Source organism: Actimicrobium sp. CCC2.4 (assembly GCF_034347385.1).
GTDB lineage: Bacteria > Pseudomonadota > Gammaproteobacteria > Burkholderiales > Burkholderiaceae_D > Actimicrobium.
Map to the genome: position 1 here is coordinate 3496030 of NZ_CP133777.1, position 26653 is coordinate 3522682.

Genomic DNA, 26653 nt, shown 5'->3' on the forward strand with positions numbered 1-26653 from the left:
CATTTTAATCGACCAAAAGCGCACCAACTTAAACAGAGAATGTGTTTACTCCCTTGCCACTTTTCATGATTGGATTTCAGCATGACATCGACTGAACACTTATTGGCCCGCGCCCGCGAATACGGCCAGGACCATGCTTTGCCCTATGCCGGATCCCTCACGCCGGTCGATACGTTTGCGTTACTGGCTGATAACCCCGACATCCGGCTAGTGGATGTCCGGACCAATGCCGAGCGTGACTGGGTCGGCAAAGTCAATATTGCGGAAGCTCAGCACCTCGCCGTGCAATGGAGCTTATATCCGGGCTCCGTTCCCAATTCGCATTTCATACAGGAACTATCCGCCCTGGCCAGCGCAGACACCATCGTCCTGTTCCTGTGCCGCTCTGGCGTCCGCTCGCGCCACGCAGCGAAGCTTGCCACCGAATCCGGCTATCGGCATTGCTTCGACATTCTGGAAGGTTTCGAAGGCGACCGCGATACCGACGGCCATCGCAAGACGGTAGCCGGATGGTGCAAGGCAGGGTTGCCGTGGATAGGGGCTTAACCCTCCGCGACCTGCTGCAAACCGAGAATGCGCTTGCGCACAAAATTGATGTGACTGCGCAATCCGTAGAGCTCCTCGGCAAACGACAAAGGAATAGAGATCTGGTTAACCTTTTCCTCAATCTGGTTGAGTCGGGCAAGCTGGTGGGCATAGACATCCCGGCGTTGGGGCGGTAACACGCCCTCAATAGCCTGTTCGACTGCCCGCAACTGGCCGTACCAGCGATAGACCCGTGAACGCACCTTCCACACATACAGCGGCGGCACGATGCGTGACAACGGAATGAATAGTGCTCCGACAGCAACGACGACGACCCACATGCGTTCCATGAAACTCGACAACCAGAACGGAAAATAGTGCTGCAGAAATGACGGGCCGGTCTGATAGAACTTCGCTGCCGCAGCCGCTACCGGAACCTCGGTAAAGTTAGCCGTCGGGAACTCATTACGTTTGTGGAACCAACCTGCGCCACCGTGGATGTTTGTCGCAGACTGGACGAACAGGTCGACCAGCGCCGGATGCATCGACGCCCGCGCAACCAGCGTGGCGGTTGGTGCAATGAGCTGATAGTCGCGTGCCGGCAAATCCCGCCCGAGGTCTACGATACCGCGCGGTAGCACGACATGCGACAGAAAAGGGAATCGTCGTGTGTAAGCTTCGGCTTGCGTGAAATCAAATAATTTGATTCCTGGCGTTTGCAGCAGCATCTGGATCAGCAATTCATCCGGCGCCGAACTGAACACCATGCCGTCGATCGTTCCGGCCAACAAGGCGACTGTTGCGGGGGTATTTTCGAGCGTCCCCAATGTCAGTTCAACCGGTTCAATACCGTTCACCGACAACAGTCTCCTGAACAATAGCGGCACGCCCGTGCCTTCCGGCCCGACATTGATCTGCAGTCCCTTGAGCTGATTCAGTTGAGTGATGTCATGGCTATCGCGATAAAACAGCCACACCGGTTCGGAAAATAAACTCCCCAGAGAAATGAGTCCCTGCCGCTCCGCGGCGTCCTGTTCGGTAGAACCGCTTTGAACAAATCCGATATCAATTCCCGAGTCCGGATCCATCAGCCGTTGCAGATTTTCCTGCGACCCTAGCGACGGTGCGAGCGTGACCTTAATATTGCGTTGCGCCAACTCGGCAGCGTATTTTTTTCCGATCAGTTCGTAAGCACTGTTTTCCTGCCCGGTTGACATCGTGACACGTGACGGCGGTGACGGATCTGCCAGCCAATAGACGAGCAAACCCACCACGGCGATGGCGAGCAGGGTCGGTGCTGCGGTAGCGAACAAGTCGCGCAGCGAAAATCGGGTGAAATCAAAAATTTTTGGCATGCCATGGCGCACTTCGGACGAGTCGAGACACCATGCCGACAATCCGGCTAGCGTGCAAGTGGAAAAATAGCACGCCCGGAGGAATCAATAAGTAGCCGTTCTTTCGCCGGGCATTGTGGGTGCCAGCGGTACCAGCGGCGGCGCTACGCGGCGCGACGTGTATTTGTTACCGTCATCGGCAAGGAACCGTGCACCCAGAGCGAATAAGTCCTCTCTGGTTAGCACCTCGCCGATCAGGGACATCAGCGATTCTTCCTCTTTCACTAGACGTGCGAGCATGGCATCGCAATACTGCTCTGCGACCGCACAGAATGTCGGATGGTCTCCGGTAACTTCGCTCACTTGCACGTGTTGCTGTAACGACGCCAGGCTCCTTCGCGCCGCACTGCTGAGGATCTCCAGTTTATCCACCAGCAAATCGGCCTCGTTAGTCGTACAGCACACGGCAGGGATCACATATCGCTCGATTTTGCGAGCATGAAAATATCTGTCAAATTGTTGCAACTGACTGAGTATCGACGCTAGTCCCAACGCATCAACGCATTCTTCTTGCCGACGGGTTGACTGCACATGACCGCGAAGCCTCGCAAGGATGCTGCACACATTTTTTTGCTCTGACCGGATGGCGAGCAACGAATAAGTGGCAGTAAGCATGACGGCTCCTGAAGCCTGCCATCCGTTTCACGGTGGCATCGGGTTTGAACGGGGTAATTCTCACCAGCGACAGACTTAATCCTACTCAACCGTCTCATCGCGTACGCCAAAGTATAGGGAAATACGCGACAGACTGGTTGATTTAAATCAGATTATTGGGTTAATACAAAAAGCTTAATTATTTTTAGTGTTATGAAAACTGTGTCATTCAAGTTTGACAGCATGTTCACGCGTCGCATGAAACGTCAGCAAGGGCCAGCGTTCCTGGGTATGCCGGAGGTTGACGCCGGAGGTGGCTAGATACGCCATATTGCCGGCGGCATCAAAGGCAACATTGTGCCCGGCAGCTGACTTCTCAAAATCGGCAATCGCCCGCTTGTCTTCGCCGGTAACCCAGCGCGCGCTGCTGATGCTGGTGCCTTCGAATACCGCATCGACGCCATACTCATTGAGCAAGCGACTGGCCACGACCTCAAACTGAAGTACCCCTACCGCGCCCAGAATCAGGTCGCCGCTGTGCACCGGCTTGAATACCTGCACGGCACCTTCTTCACCAAGCTGTTGCAAGCCCTTGTGCAATTGCTTGATCTTCAGGGGATTGCGGATACGGACCGAGCGGAAAAAGTCCGGGGCAAAATACGGAATGCCAGTGAACTGCAACAGCTCGCCTTCCGAAAAACTATCGCCGATCTGCATGTTGCCGTGATTCGGCAAACCGATGATGTCCCCGGCATACGCTTCTTCGACTTGTTCGCGGCTCGCTGCCATGAAGGTCACCACGTTCGAGACCTTGATTTCGCGGTTCAGCCTCAGGTGCTTGATCTTCATGCCGCGTTCGAAACGTCCGGAACAAACCCGCAGGAAAGCAATCCGGTCGCGGTGCGCCGGATCCATATTGGCCTGAATCTTGAAGACAAAACCTGAAAAAGGCGTTTCGCCCGGCTCGACCGAGCGCACACTCGCATCCCTCGGACGCGGTGCCGGGGCCCAGTCAAGCAAGGCATTGAGAATTTCCCGCACGCCAAAGTTATTAATCGCGGAACCAAAGAAAACCGGGGTCTGTGTCCCCGCCAGAAATGCGGCAAGGTCAAACGGATGAGACGCACCGTGCACCAGTTCGACTTCCATCTTCAGTTGTTCAATCTCGCGCGGGAACATCTCTGCGAGACGGGGGTTGTCGATGCCCTTGATGACTTCGAACTCCTGATCGGCGCGGGCGTCACCCGGCGCGAACAGCAAAATCTCATCGCGTAGTAAGTGATACACGCCACGAAACGCCTTGCCCATGCCAATCGGCCAGGTCACCGGAGCACACTGGATATCCAGCACTGACTCCAGTTCGTCGAGCAGTTCCAGTGGATCGCGTGTCTCGCGGTCCATCTTGTTCATGAACGTGATGATGGGCGTGCTGCGCATGCGGCAGACGTTGAGCAGTTTGATCGTTTGCGTTTCGACGCCTTTGGCGGCATCGATCACCATAAGTGCCGAGTCGACCGCGGTCAGCACCCGATAGGTATCTTCCGAAAAATCCTGGTGACCTGGCGTATCAAGCAGATTGACGACGTGGTCGCGATATTCGAACTGCATGACCGAACTGGCGACTGAAATGCCGCGCTGCTTTTCGATTTCCATCCAGTCCGACGTTGCATGGCGACCGCTCTTGCGTGCCTTCACGGTACCAGCCAGCTGGATCGCTCCTGAAAACAGCAACAGCTTTTCGGTCAGCGTGGTCTTGCCGGCATCGGGATGGGAAATAATGCCGAAAGTACGCCGGCGTCCGCCTTCACGGCGGATCAGTTCGGCAGACACATTGCGCGGTTGTGCAGGAGACGGTCCGGCCGTGGCATCTGCATCGGTGTGGGGTAAATCGTGATTGCTTGCCATGGGGCGTTCCTGCGGAAAAGGGGCAGAGTCTACCGGCTCTGGACCGCGAAGTCGATTCCGCCGATCAAAACAAGCATGCGTAGAAACTGAAAGAACAAAAACCCGTGCCTCTTGCGGTGCACGGGTTTTACGTGAAACTGATTTTTAAACTTAATTGCGAGGGGTTAGTGATACGCGAAGCCGGAGCCGCTCCCCTGGATCATAAGGCATCATGCTAGTGTAAGTGCGACCGTTGTACTCGTAGGTCACTGCATAGCCATTGTTACGCGACTGCCAGTTATCGACGGTACGGCATTGACGAACAACTTGCTCGGACGGTTGCTGATTATTGTTTTCGACCCGGTCACCGACAATGGCACCGGCAATCGCGCCAGCCGCTGTTGCTACCGTTCGGCCGCTGCCGCCACCAACCTGATTACCCAGTAATCCACCCGCTAATCCGCCAATGATGGAACCACCATAATTACGATCCTGGCGTTGCGCCTGAACATATTCGTTACGGCACTCCTGTTGTGGCTGATTGAACTGCTCGACCTGCGGTACAACCCTGACGACACGGGCCGTATCCTCGAAGTCAGCTGCCTGTGCGATGCCCGAAAACGCGGTGGCCAGAAGAAGGGCAACTGCGGTCTTGTATGATTTTTTCATGATTCCCCCGTTGTTTTACCTAGTGTAGTTTGGCCACACAAAGTCAGTGTTGCCATCACGGCGAATATTGTAATCACTTGTGTCGGGAAGCGTCCTTACCGGCGCTTTTTTGCGACTCCCGGCTACGCCTTGACCCCTTTCAGCTCGTGCTCGACGCTATTGGAGCTATCGCCGAGCTTACTAGCCCAGGCTTTTTCAAAATATCCTTTTTCGGCATCAGTCGGCTGCGATAACCAGATTACGAGCAATGTTCCCTTGTGGTCGTGAATCTGCCAGATTTTTGTAATGAATCCAGGATTTTGAAGATAGTCGGCAAGCCCGACTACATAGCCATACACTCGATTGAGTCGTTCGATGCGATCAGGCTCGGTACTCGCGCTCGTTGCGGTGATGGTGGGGTGATCCAAAAACATGCGTGCTCTCCTGATAAAGGCGACTGCGAAAACAGTCTGGCGGGCCTGGCAGAAAGTATAAGCGGATCGTCATCTACCTGGCTATGTGCATCAATCACGGCATCCTGGTACCTGATTGGACAACCCAGTCGGCACGCGTGAAAGGACGGTCATGTCCAGAGAGCTTCAAGGCAATATCCGTCATTAATTCCTGTGTCGGCGCAGGCTCGGCGGAAGAGACCCAGAACAATCCCGCCAGCGAAAGCGCAACCAGCCAGCCATTGAGCACGGGTAAGACACTCGTCGCGGTGATGCGCATGAAGAACAAGCTGGTCGCGGTACCGAGCAAAGCCCCGCTGACTGCTTCGGAAACCGAGTGCGCATCGACCATGACACGCGAGACGGAAATAAGCAGAGCAATGGCAAGCCCGACAGCGAAGCCGGCCAGTCGAACCCGTTGGCGGCCTCCGTTGAACGCAAGGAAGCCGATGACCGGCAGTACTGCAGTTGCCCGCATCGCATGACCACTGATACCGGTGAAGTCAATGGCAGTAATACCGACACCCCAACCGATAAAAGCGATTTTGGTCGCCACCACGAGCGTCATCCCGGCTCCGAACAGGACGATCCACCATAGCGCCATGCGCCAGGCGCGCCCGGATAGTAGCCAGAGAACAATGGCGGCAGCGGCAGGAATTGTCACCACTGAATCACCGAAGCTGGTTAGACGCAACCATGCAGTCATCGGAATTAAATAGGGCAAATTATTTCTTTCTGGAAAATTAATTGCGAGATTATCCTACGCGAAAGCTGGATGTCGCCACACCGGAAATGCACAAGGGTCCGGTGCATGAATGCACCGGACCCTTGTTGAGCAACGCTGCCGAACCAGTCTTCTGACGCGCTTCCAGCTGATTGGCTCAGCTAATCAGTGACGGTCGCCGTCCCGGCCACGCCAGTCGTCGCCGTGACGCCAGTGACGCTCATGGCGTTCTTCACGCCACTCGCGCCTGCCCTGCCACTCGTTTCCGCGATACGACGGCTGAACATAAATCGTGGCGGGAGCCACATAGACCGGCTGCGGCTGTTGGTAGTAGCTAGGCTGTGTCTGGTAATACGTCGGCTGCGCCTGGTAGTACGTTGGCTGCGGCTGATAATACGTTGGCTGAGGCTGATAGTAAGTCGGGGCTGGCTGGTAATACGTTGCGCGGCCCTGGTAGGAATTGTTGTTGGCACTGGCACCGACTGCAGCGCCAAGCACGCCGCCAACGATCGCCCCATTGCGGCCCCCTACCGAGCTGCCGATGGCGGCACCAAAAACGGCACCTACTGCCGTATCGACACCGCGATCACCGGCTTGTGCCGTCGTGCTCACAGCGGCAAATGTCATCAACAGGACGGAAAGATATTTTCGAATCAACATAAGGACCTCCTCGAGTCCCGCGTGACGGCCAGATATGGCGACAATGACACCGGGGATTGGTTATCAATATAGCGACCGATCCTGAAAATACAGATCGGAGACACAGACTATTACAACTGCAAAAGCCGGAGCTGCGGTCGTTCCCGGGCGGCTGCGAATCTTCTTCGGCATCATCGCACGGCAAGCTGGAAACACCCGTTGCAGTGAACGCAAAGTACAACATTCCCGTGAACTTTGCTTTGCAGTTGCTTCTAAGCTGCACGTGCAAGTAGACTTCGCGCCTAGCCTTTTGCCCCCATCCTGCCAGGAAAACCACCATGATATTGTTGACCGTACCGTTTGCCGAAAAAGATCAGGCCAAAGCGCTGGGTGCACGCTGGAATGCCGCACAAAAAAAATGGTACATCCCCGACGGTGCCAACAGTGCACTGTTCGATAAATGGCATCCGCAAGCGACGGCCGGCAGCGCTCCCGGCAGCAGCGCGCCGAAAGGACCTTCGATGATGGAAGTCGGATTAACGATTACCGGGGACAACTACCTGCCACTGGACCACGACTGTATCCCCTGGGAACCCTGCACAGACTGCGACGACATTGTCGCCAGACACCGCGCCGGTCAGCGCAGCAAATAGCAATCCACTGCCGCACTACAAAAATCAGCAAAAAAAAACGCCCATCGACGATGGGCGCTCTTCTGCGGAAACCACGAATTACTGGTTGACGATTACTTGTTGACGGCGTCTTTGAACGCTTTGCCAGCAGAAAACTTGACCGTTTTCGCTGCAGCAATTTTGATCTCTTCGCCAGTACGCGGGTTGCGGCCTGTACGCTCTGCGCGGCTACCGGAAGCAAAAGCGCCAAAACCGATCAGCTGTACCGAATCACCATTGACCACGGCCTGGATCACATTCGACAGGATGGATTCGAGTGCGCGTTGGGCAACAGTTTTAGGAAGATCGCAATCAGCTGCGATGGCATCGATCAGTTCAGTTTTATTCATGAGGACTCCAAGGAAAGATGAGCGCGGATTTTAGCATCAGCGCTTGGTGAAAAGGTGCGGTTTTCTGCATGGCAGTCGTGTTGCAGTGCGGCGCACGGCAAACAGGACGATGTCGCCGCCATGCATGAACCAGGTTAGCAAGTCGCTGGTAATCGACCAGCGCTGGCACGCGAAGTTGCATCAATCATCGCGGCCGGCCAATATTTGCCCGCCACCATAACTGGTTTGCGCGGTGATGATACCCCCAAGCCGCATCCGGATTGCACAATACTTGAACTCCGGGATTTTGCCGAACGGGTCGAGCGCCGAATTAGTGAGCTTGTTGATCGCCGCTTCGTAATAGCAGAACGGCACGAAGATCGCACCGCGCGGCGAACTGTCATCGGCACGCGCGTACAGCGTGACCTGTCCGCGCCGCGATTCCAGCGTGATCACGTCGCCCGGTTGCCCTCCCAGTGCAGCCAGATCAAGCGGATGGATCTGCGCCACCGGATCGGGTTCCAGCGCATCGAGTACGGCCGTACGGCGCGTCATGCTGCCGGTATGCCAGTGCTCCAGCTGACGGCCGGTAATGAGCACGTACGGGTACTCGGCATCGGGCCGTTCGTTGGCTGGAATGATGTCCGCTGGAACAAACCGCGCCTTGCCGCTATCGGTCGGAAAGTGCTCGGTGAAGACCACAGCCTGACCGGGATCACCTTCGTTTTCGCATGGATAGGTGATGGCTTGCTCGCGCTCCAGCCGCTCCCAGCGCATGCCGCCTATGCTCGGCATACAACTGCGCATTTCCTCGAACACATCGGCCACGCTGTCGTACTGCCAGTCCAACCCCATCCGCGCGGCGATCTGCTCGATGATCCACAAATCCTGACGCGCCTGACCCGGTGCATCGAGCGCCTGACGACCCATCTGCACCAAGCGGTCGGTATTGGTGAAGCTGCCGGTTTTTTCTGCGAAGGCGGTCGCCGGCAAAATCACATCGGCCAGATACGCGGTCTCGGTCAGGAAAATATCCTGCACCACCAGATGCTCCAGTGCCGCCAGCGCTTCGCGCGCATGGTTCGCATCCGGATCCGACATCGCCGGATTTTCACCCATGATGTACATGCCGCGCACGCTGCCTGCCTTGATCGCATTCATCACCTCGACCACGGTCAAGCCCGGCTGCGCATCGAGCGGCATGCCCCACAGCTTTTCGAACTTGGCGATGGCGGCAGGATTGTCCACGCGCTGGTAATCCGGATACATCATCGGGATCAATCCCGCATCCGATGCCCCCTGCACATTGTTCTGTCCGCGCAGCGGATGCAGGCCGGTACCGGGCCGGCCGATCTGGCCGGTCATCAGTGCCAGCGCGATCAGGCAGCGCGCATTGTCGGTGCCGTGCACATGCTGCGAGATCCCCATGCCCCACAAAATCATCGAGCCTTTCGAGCTCGCATACAGGCGCGCAATGTAGCGGATGGTCTCTGCTTCGACACCACAAATCGGTGCCATCAGCTCGGGGCTGTAACCCTCGACATTGGCCTTCAATTCCTCGTAGCCTATCGTCCGGCCGGCAATGAAGTCCTGGTCAACCAGCCCGTCGTGAATGATCACGTACATCATTGCATTGAGCAACGCGACATCGGTATCGGGCTTGAACTGGACGAAGCGATGCGCCAGGCGCGACAGGTCCGAGCGACGCGGATCCATCACGATCAGCCGCGTGCCGTTGCGCACCGCGTTCTTGATCCAGGTTGCGGCAACCGGATGATTCACGGTCGGATTGGCACCGATGACAATGACGACATCGGCCTTGGTGACGTCCATCACCGGATTCGACACGGCGCCTGATCCTATGCCTTCGAGCAAAGCCACCACCGACGACGCATGGCACAAGCGCGTGCAATGGTCGACATTGTTCGAACCGAAGCCGGTCCGTATCAGCTTCTGGAACAGATACGCTTCTTCGTTGCTGCACTTGGCCGAGCCGAAACCGGCCAGCGCTTTCTTGCCATGCGTGTCGCGGATCGCGACAAACTTGCTGGCGACCAGATCCAGCGCCTCATCCCAGCTGGCCTCGCGGAACACGTCGAAAACCCGGTCCGGATCCATCGAAAAATCGCCGCGCTTGGGCGCATCGGCACGACGAATCAGCGGCACCGTCAGGCGCTGCGGATGCTGGGCGTAATCAAAACCGTAGCGTCCCTTGACGCACAACCGCTTGTGATTGGCCGGACCATCACGACCCTCGACATGCAGGATCTTGTTGTCCTTGACGTGATAAGTCAGCTGACAGCCGACGCCGCAATACGGACACACCGAATCGACCTGCTTGTCCGGCACCGCCAGCGCGGCATCGCGCGCCGGCATCAGCGCGCCGGTCGGGCAAGCCTGCACGCATTCGCCGCAAGCCACGCAGGTCGAGTTTCCCATCGGGTCGCCCATGTCGAACACGATCTCGGCATGACTGCCACGGAACGCCAGTCCGATCACGTCATTGACCTGCTCGTCACGACAAGCCCGCACGCAGCGCGTGCACTGGATGCAGGCATCCAGATTGACCGTCATGGCCGGATGCGAATGGTCAGGCCGGACCGCTTCGCGCGGCGCAAAGCGGGGCTTGCCGACGGCCAGCTTGAGTGCCCACTGATCGACTTCGTTGTGGCGCGTGTAAGCCGTCTCGGGCATATCGGATTGCAGCATTTCGAGCACCATCTGCTGCGCTTTGAGCGCGCGTGCGCTATCGGTGGTGACCACCATGCCGGCTTTCGGCGCGCGGCAGCACGACGGTGCCAGCACCCGCTCGCCGTCGATCTCGACCATGCAGGCGCGGCAGTTGCCGACCGCATCGAGGCCCGGCTTGTAGCATAGGCGCGGCACCTCGATGCCCTCGCGGTCGGCCACTTCGATCAGGGTTTCATTACTGCGCGCACTGACTGCGCGACCGTTGATCGTGAACTCGACCATGGCGACATCGATGGCCGATAAATCCTGGCGGGTAATCGCATTCATGTTGCTGCTCCACGGCTCAGTTCGTGCGGAAAATACCGCACCACACAATCGATAGGATTCGGCGCGGCTTGCCCCAGCCCGCAAATCGAGGCATCGCGCATCACCGTCGACAAGTCCGCCAGCAAGGCGATATCCCACTGCGGCTGCTCGATCAGCGCCAATGCCTTGGCCGTACCGACCCGGCATGGCGTGCACTGGCCGCACGATTCTTCCTTGAAAAAACGCATCAGGTTACGCGCCGCATTGACCGCCGTATCGTGCTGTGACAGCACCACGATGGCAGCCGATCCAATGAAGCAGCCATGCTCCTGCAAGGTATCGAAATCCAGCGGAATCGCATTCATCGACGCCGGCAAAATCCCGCCCGAGGCACCGCCCGGCAGATACGCATACAGCTGATGACCCTCCTGCATGCCACCGCAATACTCGTCGATCAGTTCCTGGATCGTGATCCCGGCCGGGGCCAGATGCACGCCCGGCAAGCGGATCCGGCCCGATACCGAAAACGAACGCAATCCCTTGCGGCCATGGCGACCATGACTGGCGAACCACTCGCCCCCCTCTTCGAGGATGCGCCGCACCCAGTACAGCGTCTCGAAATTGTGCGCGAGCGTGGGCCGTCCGAACAAGCCCACCTGCGCCACATACGGCGGGCGCAAACGCGGCAGGCCGCGCTTGCCTTCGATCGATTCGATCATCGCGGATTCTTCGCCGCAAATGTAGGCACCGGCACCGCGCCGCAAATGGATCGCCGGCATGTTGTCCATCGGTGGATCAGCGCGCAGTTGCGCCAGCTCGGTTTCCAGCAGCGCGCGGCAGGCATGGTATTCGTCGCGCAAATAAATGTAGATGTCGTCGATACCGACCGCCCAGGCCGCGATCAGCATGCCTTCCAGGAAGCGATGCGGATCGCGTTCCAGATACGTGCGGTCCTTGAAGGTGCCCGGTTCGCCTTCATCGATATTGATCGCCATCAGGCGTGGTCCGGCTTCAGCACCGACGATGCGCCATTTGCGGCCAGCCGGAAAACCGGCGCCGCCGAGACCGCGCAAGCCCGAATCCTCCATTGTCTTGAGGACCGATTCCAGCGCGCGCGTACCGCTGACGCACTCCGCCAGCAAACCGTATCCGCCATAAGTGCGATAAGCCGCGAGGTCGATGTACGGTGCCGGCACGTGCACGACGGTGCCGGCCTGCACCGCCGCCACCACTTGATCGACATCGGCATGCACCAGCGGCAACTGACCCACCACCACCACCGGTGCCTGCTCGCAACGCCCGACACAGGGCGCCGGAATTACCCGGATCGTCGTACCCAGCAAGGCCGGCAAACGATCGAGCAAATCACGCGCGCCGGCCATCTCGCAGGACAAGCCATCGCACACCCGCACCGTCATCGATGGCGCGGCCGCGACCTCACCATCGCTGTCTTCGCGCACCACATCAAAGTGATGATAGAAGGTCGCGACTTCGTAGACGGCGGCTTGCGACAGGCGCATCTCTTGCGCCAGCGCCGCCAGATGCGGCGTGCCGAGCTGGCCGTAGCGATCATTAATCGCATGCAAATACTCGATCAACAAATCCGCCTGGCGCGAGGCATTTCCCAGCAGGGCTTGCACCTCGGCCAGTGCGTGTGGCTGGACGCGACGCCCTTTCGGAGCTTCGCGTTTGCGTTGGCGGGTGGCGGCAACGGCGATCGGAATAACGGAGTGTTTCACTACAACCTCGATATGAAGACGATGTGACTACTTGAAAAGAATGGCGGCTTTCTGCAGCGTGATGCCGACCCCGATCGCCAGCGGAATCCCGACCGCAGCCCAGGCCAGCGCGACCATCACCGGACTGCTGGCGACGTCGCTGGCCGTGCTGCCGCCGACACTGGTCGCGACCGCACGGTCATGCGCCAACCGGCGCTCTTCGGCCAGTTCGGCATCGGTCATGAAATCCTTGTCGGCCACCGGCCGTACCAGCATGTTGCAGATAAATCCCAGCACCAGCATGCCCGACAGGATGTACATCGTGATGTCGTAAGCCTGGGCTTTCGGCACGCCATTGGCGATCTGGTATTCGCGGATATAGTTCACCAGCACCGGCCCGAGCACGCCGGCCGTGGCCCACGCTGTCAGCAAGCGGCCATGAATCGCACCGACCATTTGCGTGCCGAACATGTCGGCCAGATAAGCAGGAATCGTCGCAAAGCCGCCGCCGTACATCGACAGGATCAGGCAAAACGCCAGCACGAACACGCCCAGCAAACCGGCGTGAGCCGCCGACGGAATCGACGCATACAGCACAAAGCCGAGCGCAAAAAAGACGAAGTAGGTCGACTTGCGACCGATGTAATCCGACAGCGACGCCCACACGAACCGGCCACCGATATTGAACAGTGACAGCAGTCCGGTGAAGCCCGCCGCGATCGCGGCGATTTGGCCTTTCTGTGCGCCGGACAAGTCATTGAAGGGCAGGTCGACGCCAATCAGGCGTCCGCCGAACACTTCCTGCAGCAGCGGCGACGCCATCCCCAGAATGCCGATGCCGGCTGATACATTGAGCGTCAGCACCGCCCACAACAGCCAGAAAGTGCGGGTTTTGCTGGCCACCGACAAGTGCACGTGGCGGCTGGTGATCATCACATTGCTGGTCTTGGCAACGGCGGCACTCCAGCCGGCCGGCTTCCAGCCCGACGGCGGCACGCGATACCCGAAAGCGCCGCACAGCATGAACACCAGGTAGATCGCCGCCAGCGTCAGGAAGGTTTCCCAGACACCGACCGAGACCGGCGTGGCATAAAATTTCATCAGCTTGTCGGCCAGTGGCGCACCGATCATCGCGCCGCCGCCGAAACCCATGATCGCCATGCCGGTGGCCATGCCGCGCCGGTCCGGAAACCACTTGATCAGCGTCGACACCGGCGATATGTACCCGAGGCCAAGGCCGATGCCGCCGATCACGCCGGAGCCCAGCCACATCAGCCAGATCTGGTGGGTGTAAATCCCCAGCGCCGAAATAACCAGCCCGCCGCACCAGCACAGGGCCGATACCACCCCCGCCTTGCGCGGACCGGCATGCTCGAGCCAGCCGCCAAAAATCGCTGCCGACGAGCCAAGAAAAACAAAAAACAGCGTGTACATCCAGCCCAGCAACGAGATTTTCCAGTCGCACGTGGTAGCGAAGAGCTCGGCAAAAAATCCCATTTCCTTGGCGCACGCGACCGGATCCTTGATGCCGATTGCCTTCGACAGCGGCAACCAGAACACCGAAAAGCCGTAGGCCATACCGATACACAAATGAATCGCCAGTGCCGCCGGCGGCACCAGCCAGCGATTGAAGCCGGCGCCGGCGATGGTTTTTTCCTTGGCCAAAAAATCGAACATGTCGGTTGTCTCCTCTATTGTTTTCATATGCTTGGCAGTGCTTATATTTTGTTGTAGCCTGCGCAAGAGCTCGGCCGAAAATAACACTGAATAATTGATAGATCAATAGGACGGAATTTACCGCATGTTCAAAGTCACCATCCATCCGCACTGGGAAATCGTGCAGGGTGCAAAAAACTCGCTCGACACGACCGCCCTGCTCGCGCTGCTACGCGCCATCGAGCAAGGTGGTTCAATTGCGCAAGCCGCCAAAAGTGTCCAGGTGTCGTATCGCCATGCGTGGGGTTTGCTCAAGGATGCCGAAGTCGTGTTCGGGCAGGCGCTGATGCATACCCAGCGCGGACGCGGCACGGTGCTGTCGCCGCTGGCGCAAAAACTGCTGTGGGCCGACCGGCGCATTGCAGCGAGGCTGTCGCCCACGCTGGAAAGTCTGGCATCGGAACTCGAAAGTGAACTCGGCAAACTGGCCAACAACACGACCGGCGCAGTGCGCCTTGATGCCAGCCACGGGTTTGCCGTGGCCGCATTGCTCAATCAATTGCACGCCATTGAATTGCCCGTCGAACTGCGCTACCGCAACAGCACCGACGCCGTCACCGCGCTGGCCCGCCGCGAATGCCATCTGGCCGGATTCCATGTCCCGCTGGGTCCGTTTGAACACCGCGCCGCAGCACGCTACCTGCATATCCTGAAAGACAAAGAGCATTGCCTGATCCATCTGGCAGTACGCCGCCAGGGCTTGTTCGTCAATCCGGACAACCCTTTGCACATCACGGGCCTGGACGATCTGCAGCGTCACGACCTGCGCTTCGTGAACCGTCAGGCCGGTTCCGGCACGCGGGCGCTACTCGAACTGATGCTGGCCGATAGTGGCATCCCGACCAGCGCGATCAATGGTTTCCAGAACAGCGAATTTACCCATTCGGCGGTGGCCGCCTACATCGCCAGCGGCATGGCCGACGTCGGCTTCGGCGTGCAGACAGCGGCCGAGCGCTTCGGCCTGACCTTCATCCCGCTGGTGCGCGAACGGTATTTTTTTGCGATCGAAAAAGCGGCGATGGATTTGCCGCTGATACGGCAGGTGCTGAGCGTGATCCGCTCGGAGGCCTATCGCGCCAGCGTCAATGCGCTGGCAGGCTACGAGGCAGGCGATACCGGCAAGGTGCTGTCACTCGACGAGGCCTTCGGCCAGCATTAAATCCGGTCAGAACGCCACCCCGGCAACGAGCACGATATTGGCAAACGGCGTGCACTCGCCGGTCCGCACGATCGCGCGGGCGCTGCGCGTGTGCTGCTTGAAGTCGGCATGGCTCATCGTCAGCCGGCCGGGCAATTCCAGCGCGGCGATGGCGCTGGCCATGTCCGGACTGTGCAATGCCAGTTCGCTGGCCAGCACATGCTGCTCGACCTGCATTTCAGTCAGTATCGCCTGCAGCGTGTCGAGCAGGCCCGGGATGCCGCGCGTCAGCGCAAGGTCGATCAGCGGTACGCCGGGCGGTACCGGAAAACCGACATCGCTGATGACAATCGCGTCGCCATGCCCCAGCGACGCGATCAATTGCGACAGCGCGATATTGAGCAAGAGCGTTTTTTTCATGATGGCTTTCCGGTGTCAGTCAAGGCATGGCGATGCGGAATCGAGGTTTGCGCGCCATGCCGCATGACGCTCCAGGCGGCGGCGCGCTGGCCCAGCGCAATCGCCTCGACCACCGGCGCGCCGGCCGCCAGCGCCGCGACAAAGCCGCCGATGAAGGTGTCACCCGCAGCGGTACTGTCGACGGCCACCACCGGATGCGCGGCAAACACCAGCGTGCCTTCGACCAGCGCGGCATGGACACCCTTCGCGCCCAGCGTGACGAGGACGTTGCGACAGCCTTGCGCGTGCAACGCGGCACTCGCGCCCGCAATATCGTCGGGCGCACAACCGGCCAGCATCGCCGCTTCGATTTCATTCGGGATCAGGTAATCGACCTGCGCCAGCAGCGCTGCCGGCAATGGCGTGGCCGGCGCCGGCGCGGGATTGAGGACAACGATCTTGCCCAACTGGTGCGCGAGTCTGATTGCGTACTCGACCGTAGCCAGCGGACTTTCGAGTTGCAGCACGACGACGCTGGCTTGCGCGATCAGATCGTGTGCTGCATCGATATGCACCGGCGATAGCAAGTCGTTGGCCCCGCCGGCGATGACGATGCTGTTCTGGCCGGCCGCGTCGACCATGATGGTGGCGACGCCGGAGGCGATGCCCGGCATCGTGCTGACCCGGCTGACATCGATGCCTTCGGCCACCAGCGCCGCGCGCAGAAGTGCGCCAAAACCATCGTCGCCGAGGCAGCCGATCATGGCTACCGCCGGCAGGCTACCGGTGCCAAGGCGGGCGCAGGCAACCGCCTGGTTCGCGCCCTTGCCGCCGGGGATGGTGTGGAAGGCACTGCCACTCAGGGTTTCTCCGGCGGCCGGAATGCGCGGCACGCGCAGTACCAGGTCCATGTTGATACTACCGATGACGACGATCATGAGGGGTTCCGTTGAGGATAAAAGGGACATCAAGCCAGCAGACTCGACGCGCGCTCATGCAGCACCGGCGTCATCGTGTGCTGCTGCAGCGGCAGGTCGGGATTGGCGATTCGCGCCAACAGGCATTGCGCGGTCAACTGGCCCAGCGCGCGGGTGTTCTGCGCCACGCTGGTCAGTGCCGGATGAACGAACTGCGCCAGATCGATATCATCGAAGCCGACCACGGCCAGTGCCTGCGGCACCGCGATGCCGGCCTCGGCCGCAGCCCGCAACACGCCGATGGCCATCAAATCATTGCAGCAAAAAATCGCATCGGGGCGCTGCGCCGCCGGCAAGGCGAGCAAGGCCCGCGCCTGCTGGTAGCCGCCCATGCTGGTGAAGTCGGCATGGCGACACAGTGCCGGTGCCAGTGACAATCCGGCGTCGGCCAGCGTCACGCGCACGCCATCAATGCGCAGGCGCGACAGCGTGATCTCTTGCGGCCCGCCTATGCAGGCAATACGACGCCGGCCCTGCGCCAGTAAATGCTGCGCAGCCAGCACGCCACCGGCGACGTTATCGACATCCACCACATCGAACGATTGCCCGCGCGGCGCGCGGTCCAGCAGCACGACCGGAATTTTTTTGGTGTGCAGCAGTTCGCCATCAGCCGGTGCCAGCGCCGCCATGATCAGGCCATCGCAGCGCTTGCCCAGCAAGACATTGAGGTAGTTGCGCTGGCGCGCCGCGTCATCGCCGAAATTGCACAGGATGACGCTGTAACCGGCGCGGTAGCAATGGTCCTCGATGCCGCGTGCGACTTCCGAAAAATACGGATTGGTATTGTTCGGGATGATCAGGCCGATGGTGCCGGTGCGCTGGCTCTTGAGCGAGCGCGCCAGCGCACTTGGCACGTAGTGCAATTGGGCGATCGCCGCGAGCACGCGCACGCGCGCATCGGCACTCACCGGGCGCGTATCGTTGATCACGTGCGACACCGTCGTGAACGACACGCCGGCTACCTGCGCAACTTGCTTGATAGTCGCCATGTCAGACCCGCTGACCGTGCCGGCGATAAGTGTCGAGTACCACCGCCGTGACGATCACCAATCCGGTAACGATGCGCTTGAGCGGTTCGCTCACGCCGATCTGTGCCAATCCCGCTTCCAGCACGACGATGATCAGCACGCCGATGAAGGTGCTGATGACCGAGCCACGCCCGCCCATCAGGCTGGTGCCGCCAATGACGACAGCAGCGATCACTTGCAGCTCCAGGCCGACACCGCCATTCGGATCGGCCGCTTCCAGCCGCGAAATCTGGAATAGCGCACCGACGCCGGCCAGCAATCCCATCAGCGCAAACACCAGCACCTTGGACGGTCGCGGATCGATGCCCGACAGCCGCACCGCTTCTTCGTTGGTGCCGATGCCGATCCACACGCGCCCGAGCACGGTGCGGGTCAGCACCAGCTGGCCGGCGATGACGATCAGGATCGCTGCCATGAAGGCCGGCGACATGCCCATGAACACCGGTGCGCTGATACCGGCGACGATGCCGCCTATGTATTCGGTGCGCGAATTGGTGACCTCGTAGGCCATGCCGCGCGCGATCTCCAGCATGCCCAGCGAGACGATGAACGACGGCACCCGCCAGCCCACCGAGATCAGGCCGGTGACCATGCCCAGCGACGCAGCGGCCAGCATCCCCAGCAGGCCGGCGGCATACACCGGCCAGCCCCAGTGCACCATCGCCAGCGACATGATCGAAGCCGCCAGCGCCATCACCGATCCGACCGACAGATCGATGCCGCCTATGATCAGCACGAAGGTCATGCCGACCGCCATCACCAGCAAGGTCGGCACGTCATTGGCCAGCGTGCGCAGGGTATTGAGCGTAAAAAAATAATCGCTCAGGAACGAGAATAAAACGCACAGGGCGACCAGCGTACCGAGCAGTCCGGCATAGTTTTTCAGGCCGGCGAAGGTGCGCTGGAGGGAAGTTTGGGGCATGGAATCTCCGGAATTCGTAGGGTCAATTCGCCGCAGTGGCAGGTGTGGTAGAGGTGTTCAGGTAGCCGCTGAACGCCGCAGCCAGCAGCGCATCCTGGCTCCAGGTCGCGCGCTCGAAGGTCTCGACCACGCGGCCGGCGCTCATCACCAGGATGCGGTCGCACACCAGCATCAGCTCGCGCAGGTCGCTCGAGACAATCGCCAGTCCCTTGCCCTCGCGCGCCAGCCCGACCAGCAGTTGGTAGATGTCGAACTTGGCACCGATATCGATGCCACGGGTAGGTTCATCGAACAGCATCACCGGACAGTCGCGATAAAACCAGCGTGCCATCACGACCTTCTGCTGATTGCCGCCGGACAGTTCGGCCACCGGCTGGGCCGCATCGCGCGCCTTGATGCCGAGGCGTTGCATGTAGTCGGTCGCGACGAGCGCTTCGGCACCGGCATCGAGCCAGCCGGCGCGGCTGACTGCCGGCAAACTGGCCAGCGTGGTGTTGAGCGCGATCGATTGCTGCAGCAGCAAACCCTGCCCCTTGCGGTCTTCAGTGACCATCGCGATGCCTGCTGCAACGGCGTCTTTCGGCGAGCCGATGCGTGCAGCGACGGTGGCATCACCGACAAAGACCTCGCCCTGATCGGCCCGGTCGGCACCGAAAATCAGACGCAATAATTCGGTCCGGCCGGAACCGATCAGGCCGGCGATGCCGACGATCTCGCCGCGATGCACCGTAAATGAGCTTGGTGCGACCACGCCTTGTCGTCCGAGTTCGCGCACCCGCAATACCGGCGCGCCCGGCGTGCGACCGCCGAGATCGATATCGGCATCTGCCGCGCGCCCGACCATCAGCTTAACCAGGTCGGCGCTGCTGTGGCCGGCGATTGCATCGTCACAGACCAGCTTGCCGTCGCGCAGTACGACGATGCGATCCGCCACCCGCTTGAGTTCTTCCAGCCGGTGCGAAATATAGACCAGCGCCACGCCTTCGGCTTTCAGGCGGGCGATCTGGATGAATAACAGTTCGACTTCGCGATGGGTCAGCATCGCAGTCGGTTCATCGAGGATCAGCAGCCGGCAGTCGCCGATCAGGTTGCGGGCGATCTCGATCATTTGCTGGTGGCCGATGCCGAGTTCGCCGACCAGTGTCCACGGATCGATATCGGTCAGTCCGACCCGCGCCATCTGCACCCGCGCATCCTGTTCGAGCTGACGCCGGTTGATCCAGCCGAAGCGGCCGGGCAACTGGCGCAGATACAGGTTCTCGGCCACCGACAGCGTCGGGATCAGGTTCAATTCCTGCAGCACCATGCGCATACCGTGTGCCTCGGCATCCGAACGCGACACCGGCTGATACGGCCGGCCATCTAGCAGCATGCTGCCGGCGCTGGCCGGTTCGAGGCCGCAGATGATCTTCGAGACGGTACTTTTACCGGCACCGTTTTCGCCGGTCAGGGCCAGCACCTGGCCGCCATGCAAGGACAGCGAGATCTCCTGCAACACCGTCTGGACATAGGTTTTGCCGATGCCCGACAGCGTCAGCAGCGGGTCCACATTCGCGTTCAAGTCAGTATCCATGCACGCTCCCGAAAAATAAGAAAGACCACCGTGACATGGCTACCGTCAGGACTTGGCCGGCTTGGTCACCAGCAGCACCTTGGTTTCGACGGTGCCGCCGAATGCCGCCTGGGTCTTTTTCGCGGCCAGTGCCTTGAGCACGGTCTCGATGCCGAACACGGCTTGCTGCGAACCGAACTGATCGACGGTCGCCAGCACGCGGCCATCGGCTAGCATCGGCTGGATCGCATTGATGTTGTCGTAGCCGATCACGCGCACCTTGCCGGTCTTGCCGGCGGCCTTGATCGCCGAGATCGCACCGATGGCCATGTTGTCATTGCCGCATAACAGCGCCGTGATGTTCGGGTTCGCGGTCAGCATCGCCGAGGCGACCTTGTTGCCCGGCGCGATTTCCCATTCACCGGATTGCACGCCGATGACCGTCGCACCGGCCGCCGTCATCGCATCCTTGAAACCCAGCGTGCGCTGCTGCGCGTTATAGGTCGTCGAGACGCCTTCGATGATGCCGACCTGGTCGCCTTTCTTGAGTTGCTGCGCCAGGAAATCGCCGGCCAGCTTCGCACCCTTGCGGTTGTCCGGTCCGACGAACGGCACCGTGAAACCTTTTTCCTTGAGCGCGGCATCGTCGAGCTTGTTATCGATATTGACGACCAGGATGCCGGCATCGACGGCTTTCTTGAGCACCGGTACCAGCGCCTTCGAATCGGCCGGCGCAATCACCAGTACATTGACGCGCGACACAATCATCTGCTCGACCAGCTTGATCTGGCTGAGCGTATCGGTTTCGTCCTTGATGCCGTTGGTGATCAGCACGTACTCGGCGGCGTGGGCTTTCTGGTGTGCCTTGGCACCGTTTTCCATCGTCAGAAAAAATTCGTTGGCCAGCGACTTCATCACCAGCGCGACTTTCGGCTTGGCATCCTGTGCCATCACAGACGTGACAGGCAACAGGCACAGTGCGGCGGCAGCGGCGATCAGACGGAAACGAAAACGGGTATGCATAGGGGATCTCCAAGGTGGTGTGTGCGCATTTCTGGGAATGCTTGCAGGGTCGCGCAAACGTTTGCGCCTGCGGATACTACACCGGGAACCAGCGCTCATACCGATCAATTGTCGACACTATCACCGTCGCGGCGCCGCACCGGCGACTGCACCGACACCGGCAATGGCTACTGATGCGCTGCACCACGGCAAGCCACGATGCACCACGGCATCCGTCATCGCGCGGAAAAACCGGCCTTTTTTCGGGTTTTTTGATGGCATGTCTATTGCATTGCACTATTCAAGTCGCTTGAATTTAATGCAAACCACACGTATTTTAGGCAAGCTTCCTGATAGCAACCATTTCGGATGACTGACCAACAAGGGAAAACACCGTGCGCCATTTACCTTCCGCAATATCCACATCAGCCCTGGCCGTCGGCCTGGCCCTGCTGGCCGCTCCGGCGCTAGCCAAGGATGTCGTCAAGATCGCCTTCATCGGTCCGCTGACCGGTGGCGTCTCGTCGATCGGACTGGGCGGGCGCAATTCCGCCGACCTGGCCGTCCAGCTGCGCAATGCTGATCCGAAATCAAAATACACCTATCAGCTGGTGGTCCAGGATGACGAGTGCAAACCGAACGTCGGCGTGCAGGTCGCCACCAAGGTGGCTGCCGACAACGCGATCATTGCGGGCGTCACGCACTACTGCTCGGCAGTGGCGATGGGTACTGTCGGCGTCTATAACCGCTTCGGCCTGCCGGTGGTGGTCTGGGGTGCGGTGCTGCCGGACATCACCTACGCCAACAACTACAAGGACGTGCACCGGATCAACGGCACGATGGTCAACCAGAGCGAAGTCGCGGCCAAGTTCATGACCGGCCTGGGCTACAAGAAATTCGCGATCATCCACGACACGACCGACTACGGCAAAGGCCATAACAAGTACTTTTCCGAGAGTCTGAAAAAAGATGGCGGCACCATCCTCGCGACCTTCGGCGTGACTGCCGACCAGCAGGATTTCAGCAGCGAGCTGACCAAGATCCGTGAACTGAAGCCCGACGTCGTCTATTTCGGCGGCCTCACGCCGCTGGGTGTGCGCATCCGCACGCAGATGGACAAGCTCGGCATCAAGGCCGAATTCGAAGGCACCTCCGGCATCAAGTCCGACGCTTACATCCAGGGCCTGAGCAAGGACCTGGCCGAAGGATCGGTCGCCTTCCTCGAAGGCGCGCCATGGGAAAAACTGCCGGGCGGCCTGATCTTCGCGGCCAAGTACCAGCAACAAAAATATGGCGAGCCACCGGAAGCCTACGGCCCGTTTGCCTACGCCGCTGCCAACCTGATCATCGACGCGATCGAAAAGGTCGGTCCGGACCGCAAGAAAGTGCGTGCCGTGCTCAACGCCACCAAGGACGTCGACACCATCATCGGCAAAGTCACCTTCGACGACCACCGCCAGAACATCGTGCCGCTGGTGACCAAGTATGTGGTCGAGGATGGGAAGTGGATGATTTGGGAAGACAGTGCTTATGGCAAGGGGACGCGGAAATTGCCGGGGTTGTAGGTTTAGCCAGTGGCCCCCTGTGTCAAAACGTAGGGTGCAATAACCGAAGGGTATTGCACCGAATGCACCGCCTGCGGTTGATTAAACCGTACATGCTCCGTCATGACCAATTACACGCAGAACGTAGGGTGCAATAACCGCAGGGCATTGCACCCTACGACTCTGGCAAAAGCGGGCCGGCACATCAACAAAAGGAAAACCATGAGCATGCTGGGCCAATACATTTTCAACGGACTGATGCTAGGCGTGATCTACGCCATGGTCGCCGTTGGCTTCACGCTGTTTTTCGGCGTGCTGGATGTCATCAAGTTTTCGCACGGCGATACGCTGATGGTAGGCGCCTTCGCCGGCCTCGCCACTTCGCTGTGGGTCGTCTCGCTCGGCATCACCTCACCATGGGTGCAACTCGCCGCAGTGGTAATCAGCGCCGTCTGCGTCACCGGATTGCTCGGTGCCGCCATTGCGCGCTTCCTGATTTTGCCGCTGCATAAGGCACCGCCACTGAACACGCTGCTGGCCACGCTGATGCTCGGCACCGTGTTGCGCGAAGCGGTGCGGCTGTTCTATCCGGACGGCTCGAATCCGAAACCCTTTCCGGCCTTGCTGCCCACCGACACGCTCGCATTCGGCAGTTTCATCCTGCGCGCCGACAGCGTGATCCTGCTCTTGAGCGGCCTTGCCGCGATCGCCGGCGTGCACTTCCTGATCACCCGCACCCGCCTCGGCATGGCAATCCGCGCCGTCGCGCAGGATGGCGAAACCGCGCGCCTGATGGGCATCAATTTTGAAGCCGTCGTGCTGATGACCTTTGCGCTCGGCTCCGGCCTCGCGGCTCTGGCCGGCGTCATGAACGGCCTGTACTACAGCGAAATTAATTTCAATGTCGGCCTGCTGCTCGGCGTGATCGGCTTCGCTGCCGCCATCCTCGGCGGGCTCGGCAATATCTACGGCGCGATCATTGGCGGCTTCCTGTTCGCCGGCTTGCAGGTGTTCGGCAGCGTCGCCCTGCCCGCCTTGTTTCCCCATATCGCCAGCGCCTACAAGGATGTCTTCGCCTTCGCGGTAGTCATCATCCTGATGGCCTGGAAACCCACCGGCCTGATCGCCGAGAAATCCAGCGAGCGCGTCTGATGAATACACTGTCGATTTTCAAAAAACCGGGCATCGTGCTGGCCATCGCCACCCTCGTCATCACCGTCTACATGTGGCTGTTCCTGCACGCCGAAACCCAGCTCGGCGTGGCGATCCTGCTCATCACCGCTGTGGTCGCGACCATCCTGTCGCGCCGCAGCGGTGCCACGCAACAGCTCGAACAATCCGCTGCCCGCCGTCCCGGACTGGCGCGGCTGTGGGCGCTGGGCGGCATCCTTGCGCTGGTCGCTGCGTTCTATAACGAACACTTCGCGCTGCTGATGATTTGCACGGTGCTGCTGTACACCACTGCGTGCCTGGGCCTGACACTGCAGTTCGGTTTTTCGGGTGTGGCCAACTTTGCCGGTGCTGCTTTTTTCGGCATCGGCAGTTACACCACCGCGATCATGGTGACCCACACCGGCGTACCGCACCTGCTGGTCATCGTGCTGTCGGGCCTGATCGCAGCACTGATCGGCTCGCTGCTGATCCTGCCGGTGCTGCGTACGCGCGGCCATTACGCGGCGCTGGTAACGATCGCCTTCGGCATCCTGTTCAAAACCTTCATCGAGGTCAACGACGTACTCGGCGGGCCGCAAGGCTTGCAGGTGCCGGGCATGAAGCTGTTCGGGCTGGCCTTCAATGACGGCTTCAGCCTGTTCGGCATCGACTTCTCGTTTTATGTCAGCTATGCGCTGCTGAGTCTGGCGATGGCAGCCGGCGTGTTTGTCATCGTCAAAGCGCTGGAGCGCTCATGGATAGGCCTGAGCATGGATGTCGTGCGCACCGACGAAACCGCCGCCGCCACCTTCGGCCTGCACATCGCGCGCTGGAAAGTCGTGGCCTTCATGATGGGCAATTTCTTTGCCGGTATCGCCGGTAGCGTCTACGCGATGCTGATGGGGTTTGTCGCGCCGAACAACTTCACCTTTGCCGATTCGCTGCTGATGCTGTCGATTGTGATCCTGGGCGGGCTGGGCAATCCGCTCGGCCTGATCCCGGCCGCCATCATCGTGCTGGTGCTGCCCGAAAAACTGCAGTTCATCCAGGAATACCGCTACCTGTTTTATGGCGTGCTGGTGATCGCGATCCTGCTGTTCCGGCCCGATGGCCTGTTACCGCGCAAGACGCGCCTGTTCTTTCAACGCGGAGAAAAAGCATGATCACCGTGACCGGCCTGACGATGCGCTTCGGTGGCCTGACCGCGCTCGACCACCTGAACCTGCACATCAACGAAGGTGAAGTCCTCGGCCTGCTCGGACCGAACGGCTCCGGCAAGACCACCTTCTTCAATGTCCTGACCGGCCTGTACAAGGCCAGCGGCGGCAGCATCCTGCTCGATGGCGCCGAAGTCATCGGCCAGTCGCCGCAATCGATCTATCGTAGCGGCGTGGCGCGCACCTTCCAGCGCTCGCGTCTGTCGCTGCCGCTCACCGTATTCGACAATATCGTGATCGGCGACTACCAGCACATGCAGCGCGGGCTGGTCTTCAACCTGTTCCGGCGCAAGGCCTTCCGGGCCGAATACGATGCCTATGTCGAGAAAGTCACCGCGCTGCTCAACATCTTCAGCCCGCCGCTGGTGGCGCAACTGTTCGAGCCGGTCGAGACGTTCTCAATGATAGACCGGCGTCGCATCGAAGTCTGCCGCGCACTGATCAGCCGGCCGCGCCTGCTGCTGCTCGACGAACCCTCGGCCGGCATGACCCACGATGAAACCGATGCACTGATGGACGACATTCTGCAGGTACGCAGCAAATTGCCGGGCCTGTCGGTGGTCCTGATCGAGCACCAGATGAATGTCATCAAGCGCATCACCGACCGCTGCCTTGTCCTCAACTACGGCCAGAAAATCGCCGAAGGCAGCTACGCAGAGATCACTGCCGATCCGGCGGTCCAGACCGCTTACCTCGGGGAGGAAACCGCATGACTACGCACACCGCACTCACTGTCAGGGGAGTCACCACCGGCTACGACAAAGTCAATGTGCTGCACGATGTCAGCATCGATGTCGCGCCCGGCAAGATCACTTGCATCCTCGGTGCCAACGGTGCCGGCAAGAGCACGCTGATCCGCGCCATCCTCGGCCTGACGCCGCCGCGCCAGGGTGACATCCACTGGCAGGGTCGCAACCTGGCCGGTGAAAAAACCCACAAGATTATCGCCAGCGGCATCGCCTGCATTCCCGAAGGACGCAAGGTATTTCCGCGCATGAGCGTGGCCGAGAATCTGGCGCTGGGCGCCTTCCTTGAGACCGATGCGGCCAAGGTGCGCGCGCGGCTGGCGCGGGTCTACGACATCTTCCCGCGCCTCAAAGAACGCGCTGCGCAACTGGCCGGCACGATGTCCGGCGGCGAACAGGCGATGGTCTCTATCGGTCGCGGGCTGATGGCCGAACCGACGCTGTTGATCATCGACGAGCCATCGCTGGGCTTGTCGCCGCTGTTCGTGAAAGAGAATTTCAACGTCATCAAGCAGATCAATGCGCTCGGCATCACGGTGCTGCTGGTCGAACAGAATGCGCGCCAGACGCTGGCCATTGCGCACCACGGTTACGTGCTGTCGCAGGGTCGCGTGGTGGCGCAGGGAACGGCCGAGGCACTGGCCGGCAATGACGAAGTACGTGCTGCGTATTTCGGTTAATCACA

26 protein-coding genes are annotated in these 26653 nt (G+C 60.0%); 8 read left to right on the top strand and 18 right to left on the bottom strand.

Translation table 11 applies throughout. From position 1 onward, the window contains the following. Positions 1 to 81: 81 nt before the first annotated feature. A complete protein-coding gene (locus tag RHM62_RS16085) occupies positions 82 to 546 on the top strand; it encodes a rhodanese-like domain-containing protein (protein ID WP_322123064.1) in 465 nt (154 codons plus the stop codon). On the opposite strand, the gene RHM62_RS16090 is transcribed toward RHM62_RS16085, so the two are convergent. The 7 genes from RHM62_RS16090 to RHM62_RS16120 form a co-directional block, all read right to left on the bottom strand. Continuing rightward, positions 543 to 1880, bottom strand: a complete 1338-nt coding sequence (locus tag RHM62_RS16090; RefSeq protein WP_322123065.1) for a TAXI family TRAP transporter solute-binding subunit — start codon at positions 1878 to 1880, stop codon at positions 543 to 545. The genes RHM62_RS16085 and RHM62_RS16090 overlap by 4 nt on opposite strands. A gap of 84 nt (positions 1881 to 1964) precedes the next feature. Then, complete coding sequence (locus RHM62_RS16095) at positions 1965 to 2534, bottom strand: hypothetical protein (RefSeq protein ID WP_322123066.1); 570 nt, start codon at positions 2532 to 2534, stop codon at positions 1965 to 1967. 204 nt (positions 2535 to 2738) lie between these two features. Next, entirely contained in the window at positions 2739 to 4418 is a 1680-nt protein-coding gene (locus tag RHM62_RS16100; RefSeq protein WP_322123067.1) for a peptide chain release factor 3, read from the bottom strand. A 150-nt stretch (positions 4419 to 4568) separates the two neighbouring features. Continuing rightward, complete coding sequence (locus tag RHM62_RS16105) at positions 4569 to 5066, bottom strand: glycine zipper 2TM domain-containing protein (RefSeq protein WP_322123068.1); 498 nt, start codon at positions 5064 to 5066, stop codon at positions 4569 to 4571. Positions 5067 to 5188: 122 nt separating this feature from the next. Next, complete coding sequence (locus RHM62_RS16110) at positions 5189 to 5479, bottom strand: hypothetical protein (RefSeq protein ID WP_322123069.1); 291 nt, start codon at positions 5477 to 5479, stop codon at positions 5189 to 5191. Between the two features lie 94 nt (positions 5480 to 5573). Further along, positions 5574 to 6221, bottom strand: coding sequence for a phosphatase PAP2 family protein (locus RHM62_RS16115; protein ID WP_322123070.1), 648 nt, complete (start codon positions 6219 to 6221; stop codon positions 5574 to 5576). 165 nt (positions 6222 to 6386) lie between these two features. Next, the gene (locus RHM62_RS16120; RefSeq protein ID WP_322123071.1) at positions 6387 to 6881 is read right to left on the bottom strand and encodes a glycine zipper 2TM domain-containing protein; all 495 of its coding nucleotides are present in this window, start codon (positions 6879 to 6881) and stop codon (positions 6387 to 6389) included. Positions 6882 to 7198: 317 nt separating this feature from the next. Here RHM62_RS16120 and RHM62_RS16125 point away from each other — a divergent pair, with 317 nt between their 5' ends. Beyond that, complete coding sequence (locus tag RHM62_RS16125) at positions 7199 to 7513, top strand: DUF5710 domain-containing protein (protein WP_322123072.1); 315 nt, start codon at positions 7199 to 7201, stop codon at positions 7511 to 7513. A gap of 92 nt (positions 7514 to 7605) precedes the next feature. Here the strand turns inward: RHM62_RS16125 and RHM62_RS16130 are convergent, their stop codons facing one another. The 4 genes from RHM62_RS16130 to RHM62_RS16145 all read right to left on the bottom strand — a co-directional run bounded on the left by RHM62_RS16130 (position 7606) and on the right by RHM62_RS16145 (position 14252). Continuing rightward, complete coding sequence (locus RHM62_RS16130; RefSeq protein WP_009665054.1) at positions 7606 to 7881, bottom strand: HU family DNA-binding protein; 276 nt, start codon at positions 7879 to 7881, stop codon at positions 7606 to 7608. Between the two features lie 180 nt (positions 7882 to 8061). Continuing rightward, positions 8062 to 10878, bottom strand: coding sequence for a formate dehydrogenase subunit alpha (fdhF, locus tag RHM62_RS16135; RefSeq protein ID WP_322123073.1), 2817 nt, complete (start codon positions 10876 to 10878; stop codon positions 8062 to 8064). Then, positions 10875 to 12596 (bottom strand): NADH-ubiquinone oxidoreductase-F iron-sulfur binding region domain-containing protein, encoded by a 1722-nt coding sequence (locus RHM62_RS16140; protein WP_322123074.1) that lies wholly within the window; start codon positions 12594 to 12596, stop codon positions 10875 to 10877. The genes fdhF and RHM62_RS16140 overlap by 4 nt, the downstream gene beginning before the upstream one ends. 27 nt (positions 12597 to 12623) lie before the next feature. After that, positions 12624 to 14252: an OFA family MFS transporter gene (locus RHM62_RS16145; RefSeq protein WP_322123075.1), complete on the bottom strand. Its 1629-nt coding sequence runs from the start codon at positions 14250 to 14252 to the stop codon at positions 12624 to 12626. A gap of 124 nt (positions 14253 to 14376) precedes the next feature. Between RHM62_RS16145 and RHM62_RS16150 the strand changes: the two genes are divergently transcribed. Next, on the top strand, positions 14377 to 15450 hold the full coding sequence (locus RHM62_RS16150; RefSeq protein ID WP_322123076.1) for a substrate-binding domain-containing protein: 1074 nt from the start codon (positions 14377 to 14379) through the stop codon (positions 15448 to 15450). A gap of 6 nt (positions 15451 to 15456) precedes the next feature. Here the strand turns inward: RHM62_RS16150 and rbsD are convergent, their stop codons facing one another. The 7 genes from rbsD to RHM62_RS16185 all read right to left on the bottom strand — a co-directional run bounded on the left by rbsD (position 15457) and on the right by RHM62_RS16185 (position 21591). Beyond that, positions 15457 to 15849, bottom strand: coding sequence for a D-ribose pyranase (gene rbsD, locus RHM62_RS16155; RefSeq protein WP_322123077.1), 393 nt, complete (start codon positions 15847 to 15849; stop codon positions 15457 to 15459). Continuing rightward, a complete protein-coding gene (gene rbsK / locus RHM62_RS16160) occupies positions 15846 to 16766 on the bottom strand; it encodes a ribokinase (RefSeq protein ID WP_322123078.1) in 921 nt (306 codons plus the stop codon). The genes rbsD and rbsK overlap by 4 nt, the downstream gene beginning before the upstream one ends. Positions 16767 to 16795: 29 nt before the next feature. Further along, positions 16796 to 17794: a LacI family DNA-binding transcriptional regulator gene (locus RHM62_RS16165; protein ID WP_322123079.1), complete on the bottom strand. Its 999-nt coding sequence runs from the start codon at positions 17792 to 17794 to the stop codon at positions 16796 to 16798. A gap of 1 nt (position 17795) precedes the next feature. Next, complete coding sequence (locus RHM62_RS16170; RefSeq protein ID WP_322123080.1) at positions 17796 to 18755, bottom strand: ABC transporter permease; 960 nt, start codon at positions 18753 to 18755, stop codon at positions 17796 to 17798. Positions 18756 to 18777: 22 nt separating this feature from the next. After that, positions 18778 to 20328 carry a sugar ABC transporter ATP-binding protein gene (locus RHM62_RS16175; RefSeq protein ID WP_322123081.1) on the bottom strand — a complete coding sequence of 517 codons (1551 nt, stop codon included), beginning with the start codon at positions 20326 to 20328 and terminating at the stop codon, positions 18778 to 18780. A gap of 45 nt (positions 20329 to 20373) precedes the next feature. Continuing rightward, positions 20374 to 21330 (bottom strand): sugar ABC transporter substrate-binding protein, encoded by a 957-nt coding sequence (locus RHM62_RS16180; protein WP_322123082.1) that lies wholly within the window; start codon positions 21328 to 21330, stop codon positions 20374 to 20376. 120 nt (positions 21331 to 21450) lie between these two features. Next, on the bottom strand, positions 21451 to 21591 hold the full coding sequence (locus tag RHM62_RS16185; protein ID WP_322123083.1) for a hypothetical protein: 141 nt from the start codon (positions 21589 to 21591) through the stop codon (positions 21451 to 21453). Between the two features lie 113 nt (positions 21592 to 21704). Here RHM62_RS16185 and RHM62_RS16190 point away from each other — a divergent pair, with 113 nt between their 5' ends. The 5 genes from RHM62_RS16190 (at position 21705) to RHM62_RS16210 (ending at position 26648) form a co-directional block, all read left to right on the top strand. Continuing rightward, positions 21705 to 22874, top strand: coding sequence for a branched-chain amino acid ABC transporter substrate-binding protein (locus tag RHM62_RS16190; RefSeq protein ID WP_322123084.1), 1170 nt, complete (start codon positions 21705 to 21707; stop codon positions 22872 to 22874). 201 nt (positions 22875 to 23075) lie between these two features. Further along, a complete protein-coding gene (locus RHM62_RS16195) occupies positions 23076 to 24005 on the top strand; it encodes a branched-chain amino acid ABC transporter permease (protein WP_322123085.1) in 930 nt (309 codons plus the stop codon). After that, positions 24005 to 25168, top strand: coding sequence for a branched-chain amino acid ABC transporter permease (locus RHM62_RS16200; protein WP_322123086.1), 1164 nt, complete (start codon positions 24005 to 24007; stop codon positions 25166 to 25168). The genes RHM62_RS16195 and RHM62_RS16200 overlap by 1 nt, the downstream gene beginning before the upstream one ends. Further along, positions 25165 to 25935: an ABC transporter ATP-binding protein gene (locus RHM62_RS16205; RefSeq protein ID WP_322123087.1), complete on the top strand. Its 771-nt coding sequence runs from the start codon at positions 25165 to 25167 to the stop codon at positions 25933 to 25935. The genes RHM62_RS16200 and RHM62_RS16205 overlap by 4 nt, the downstream gene beginning before the upstream one ends. Continuing rightward, positions 25932 to 26648 carry an ABC transporter ATP-binding protein gene (locus tag RHM62_RS16210; RefSeq protein ID WP_322123088.1) on the top strand — a complete coding sequence of 239 codons (717 nt, stop codon included), beginning with the start codon at positions 25932 to 25934 and terminating at the stop codon, positions 26646 to 26648. The genes RHM62_RS16205 and RHM62_RS16210 overlap by 4 nt, the downstream gene beginning before the upstream one ends. The last annotated feature ends 5 nt before the right edge of the window (positions 26649 to 26653 follow it).

Coding starts and splice junctions, on each gene's coding strand:
- RHM62_RS16085 (WP_322123064.1), top strand. CDS start 82: ATGACATCGACTGAACACTTATTGGCCCGCGCCCGCGAATACGGCCAG.
- RHM62_RS16150 (WP_322123076.1), top strand. CDS start 14,377: ATGTTCAAAGTCACCATCCATCCGCACTGGGAAATCGTGCAGGGTGCA.
- RHM62_RS16090 (WP_322123065.1), bottom strand. CDS start 1,880: ATGCCAAAAATTTTTGATTTCACCCGATTTTCGCTGCGCGACTTGTTC.
- RHM62_RS16210 (WP_322123088.1), top strand. CDS start 25,932: ATGACTACGCACACCGCACTCACTGTCAGGGGAGTCACCACCGGCTAC.
- fdhF (WP_322123073.1), bottom strand. CDS start 10,878: ATGAATGCGATTACCCGCCAGGATTTATCGGCCATCGATGTCGCCATG.
- RHM62_RS16125 (WP_322123072.1), top strand. CDS start 7,199: ATGATATTGTTGACCGTACCGTTTGCCGAAAAAGATCAGGCCAAAGCG.
- rbsD (WP_322123077.1), bottom strand. CDS start 15,849: ATGAAAAAAACGCTCTTGCTCAATATCGCGCTGTCGCAATTGATCGCG.
- RHM62_RS16130 (WP_009665054.1), bottom strand. CDS start 7,881: ATGAATAAAACTGAACTGATCGATGCCATCGCAGCTGATTGCGATCTT.
- RHM62_RS16110 (WP_322123069.1), bottom strand. CDS start 5,479: ATGTTTTTGGATCACCCCACCATCACCGCAACGAGCGCGAGTACCGAG.
- RHM62_RS16195 (WP_322123085.1), top strand. CDS start 23,076: ATGAGCATGCTGGGCCAATACATTTTCAACGGACTGATGCTAGGCGTG.
- RHM62_RS16100 (WP_322123067.1), bottom strand. CDS start 4,418: ATGGCAAGCAATCACGATTTACCCCACACCGATGCAGATGCCACGGCC.
- RHM62_RS16185 (WP_322123083.1), bottom strand. CDS start 21,591: ATGCCATCAAAAAACCCGAAAAAAGGCCGGTTTTTCCGCGCGATGACG.
- RHM62_RS16145 (WP_322123075.1), bottom strand. CDS start 14,252: ATGTTCGATTTTTTGGCCAAGGAAAAAACCATCGCCGGCGCCGGCTTC.
- RHM62_RS16175 (WP_322123081.1), bottom strand. CDS start 20,328: ATGGATACTGACTTGAACGCGAATGTGGACCCGCTGCTGACGCTGTCG.
- rbsK (WP_322123078.1), bottom strand. CDS start 16,766: ATGATCGTCGTCATCGGTAGTATCAACATGGACCTGGTACTGCGCGTG.
- RHM62_RS16180 (WP_322123082.1), bottom strand. CDS start 21,330: ATGCATACCCGTTTTCGTTTCCGTCTGATCGCCGCTGCCGCCGCACTG.
- RHM62_RS16105 (WP_322123068.1), bottom strand. CDS start 5,066: ATGAAAAAATCATACAAGACCGCAGTTGCCCTTCTTCTGGCCACCGCG.
- RHM62_RS16120 (WP_322123071.1), bottom strand. CDS start 6,881: ATGTTGATTCGAAAATATCTTTCCGTCCTGTTGATGACATTTGCCGCT.
- RHM62_RS16200 (WP_322123086.1), top strand. CDS start 24,005: ATGAATACACTGTCGATTTTCAAAAAACCGGGCATCGTGCTGGCCATC.
- RHM62_RS16095 (WP_322123066.1), bottom strand. CDS start 2,534: ATGCTTACTGCCACTTATTCGTTGCTCGCCATCCGGTCAGAGCAAAAA.
- RHM62_RS16170 (WP_322123080.1), bottom strand. CDS start 18,755: ATGCCCCAAACTTCCCTCCAGCGCACCTTCGCCGGCCTGAAAAACTAT.
- RHM62_RS16165 (WP_322123079.1), bottom strand. CDS start 17,794: ATGGCGACTATCAAGCAAGTTGCGCAGGTAGCCGGCGTGTCGTTCACG.
- RHM62_RS16205 (WP_322123087.1), top strand. CDS start 25,165: ATGATCACCGTGACCGGCCTGACGATGCGCTTCGGTGGCCTGACCGCG.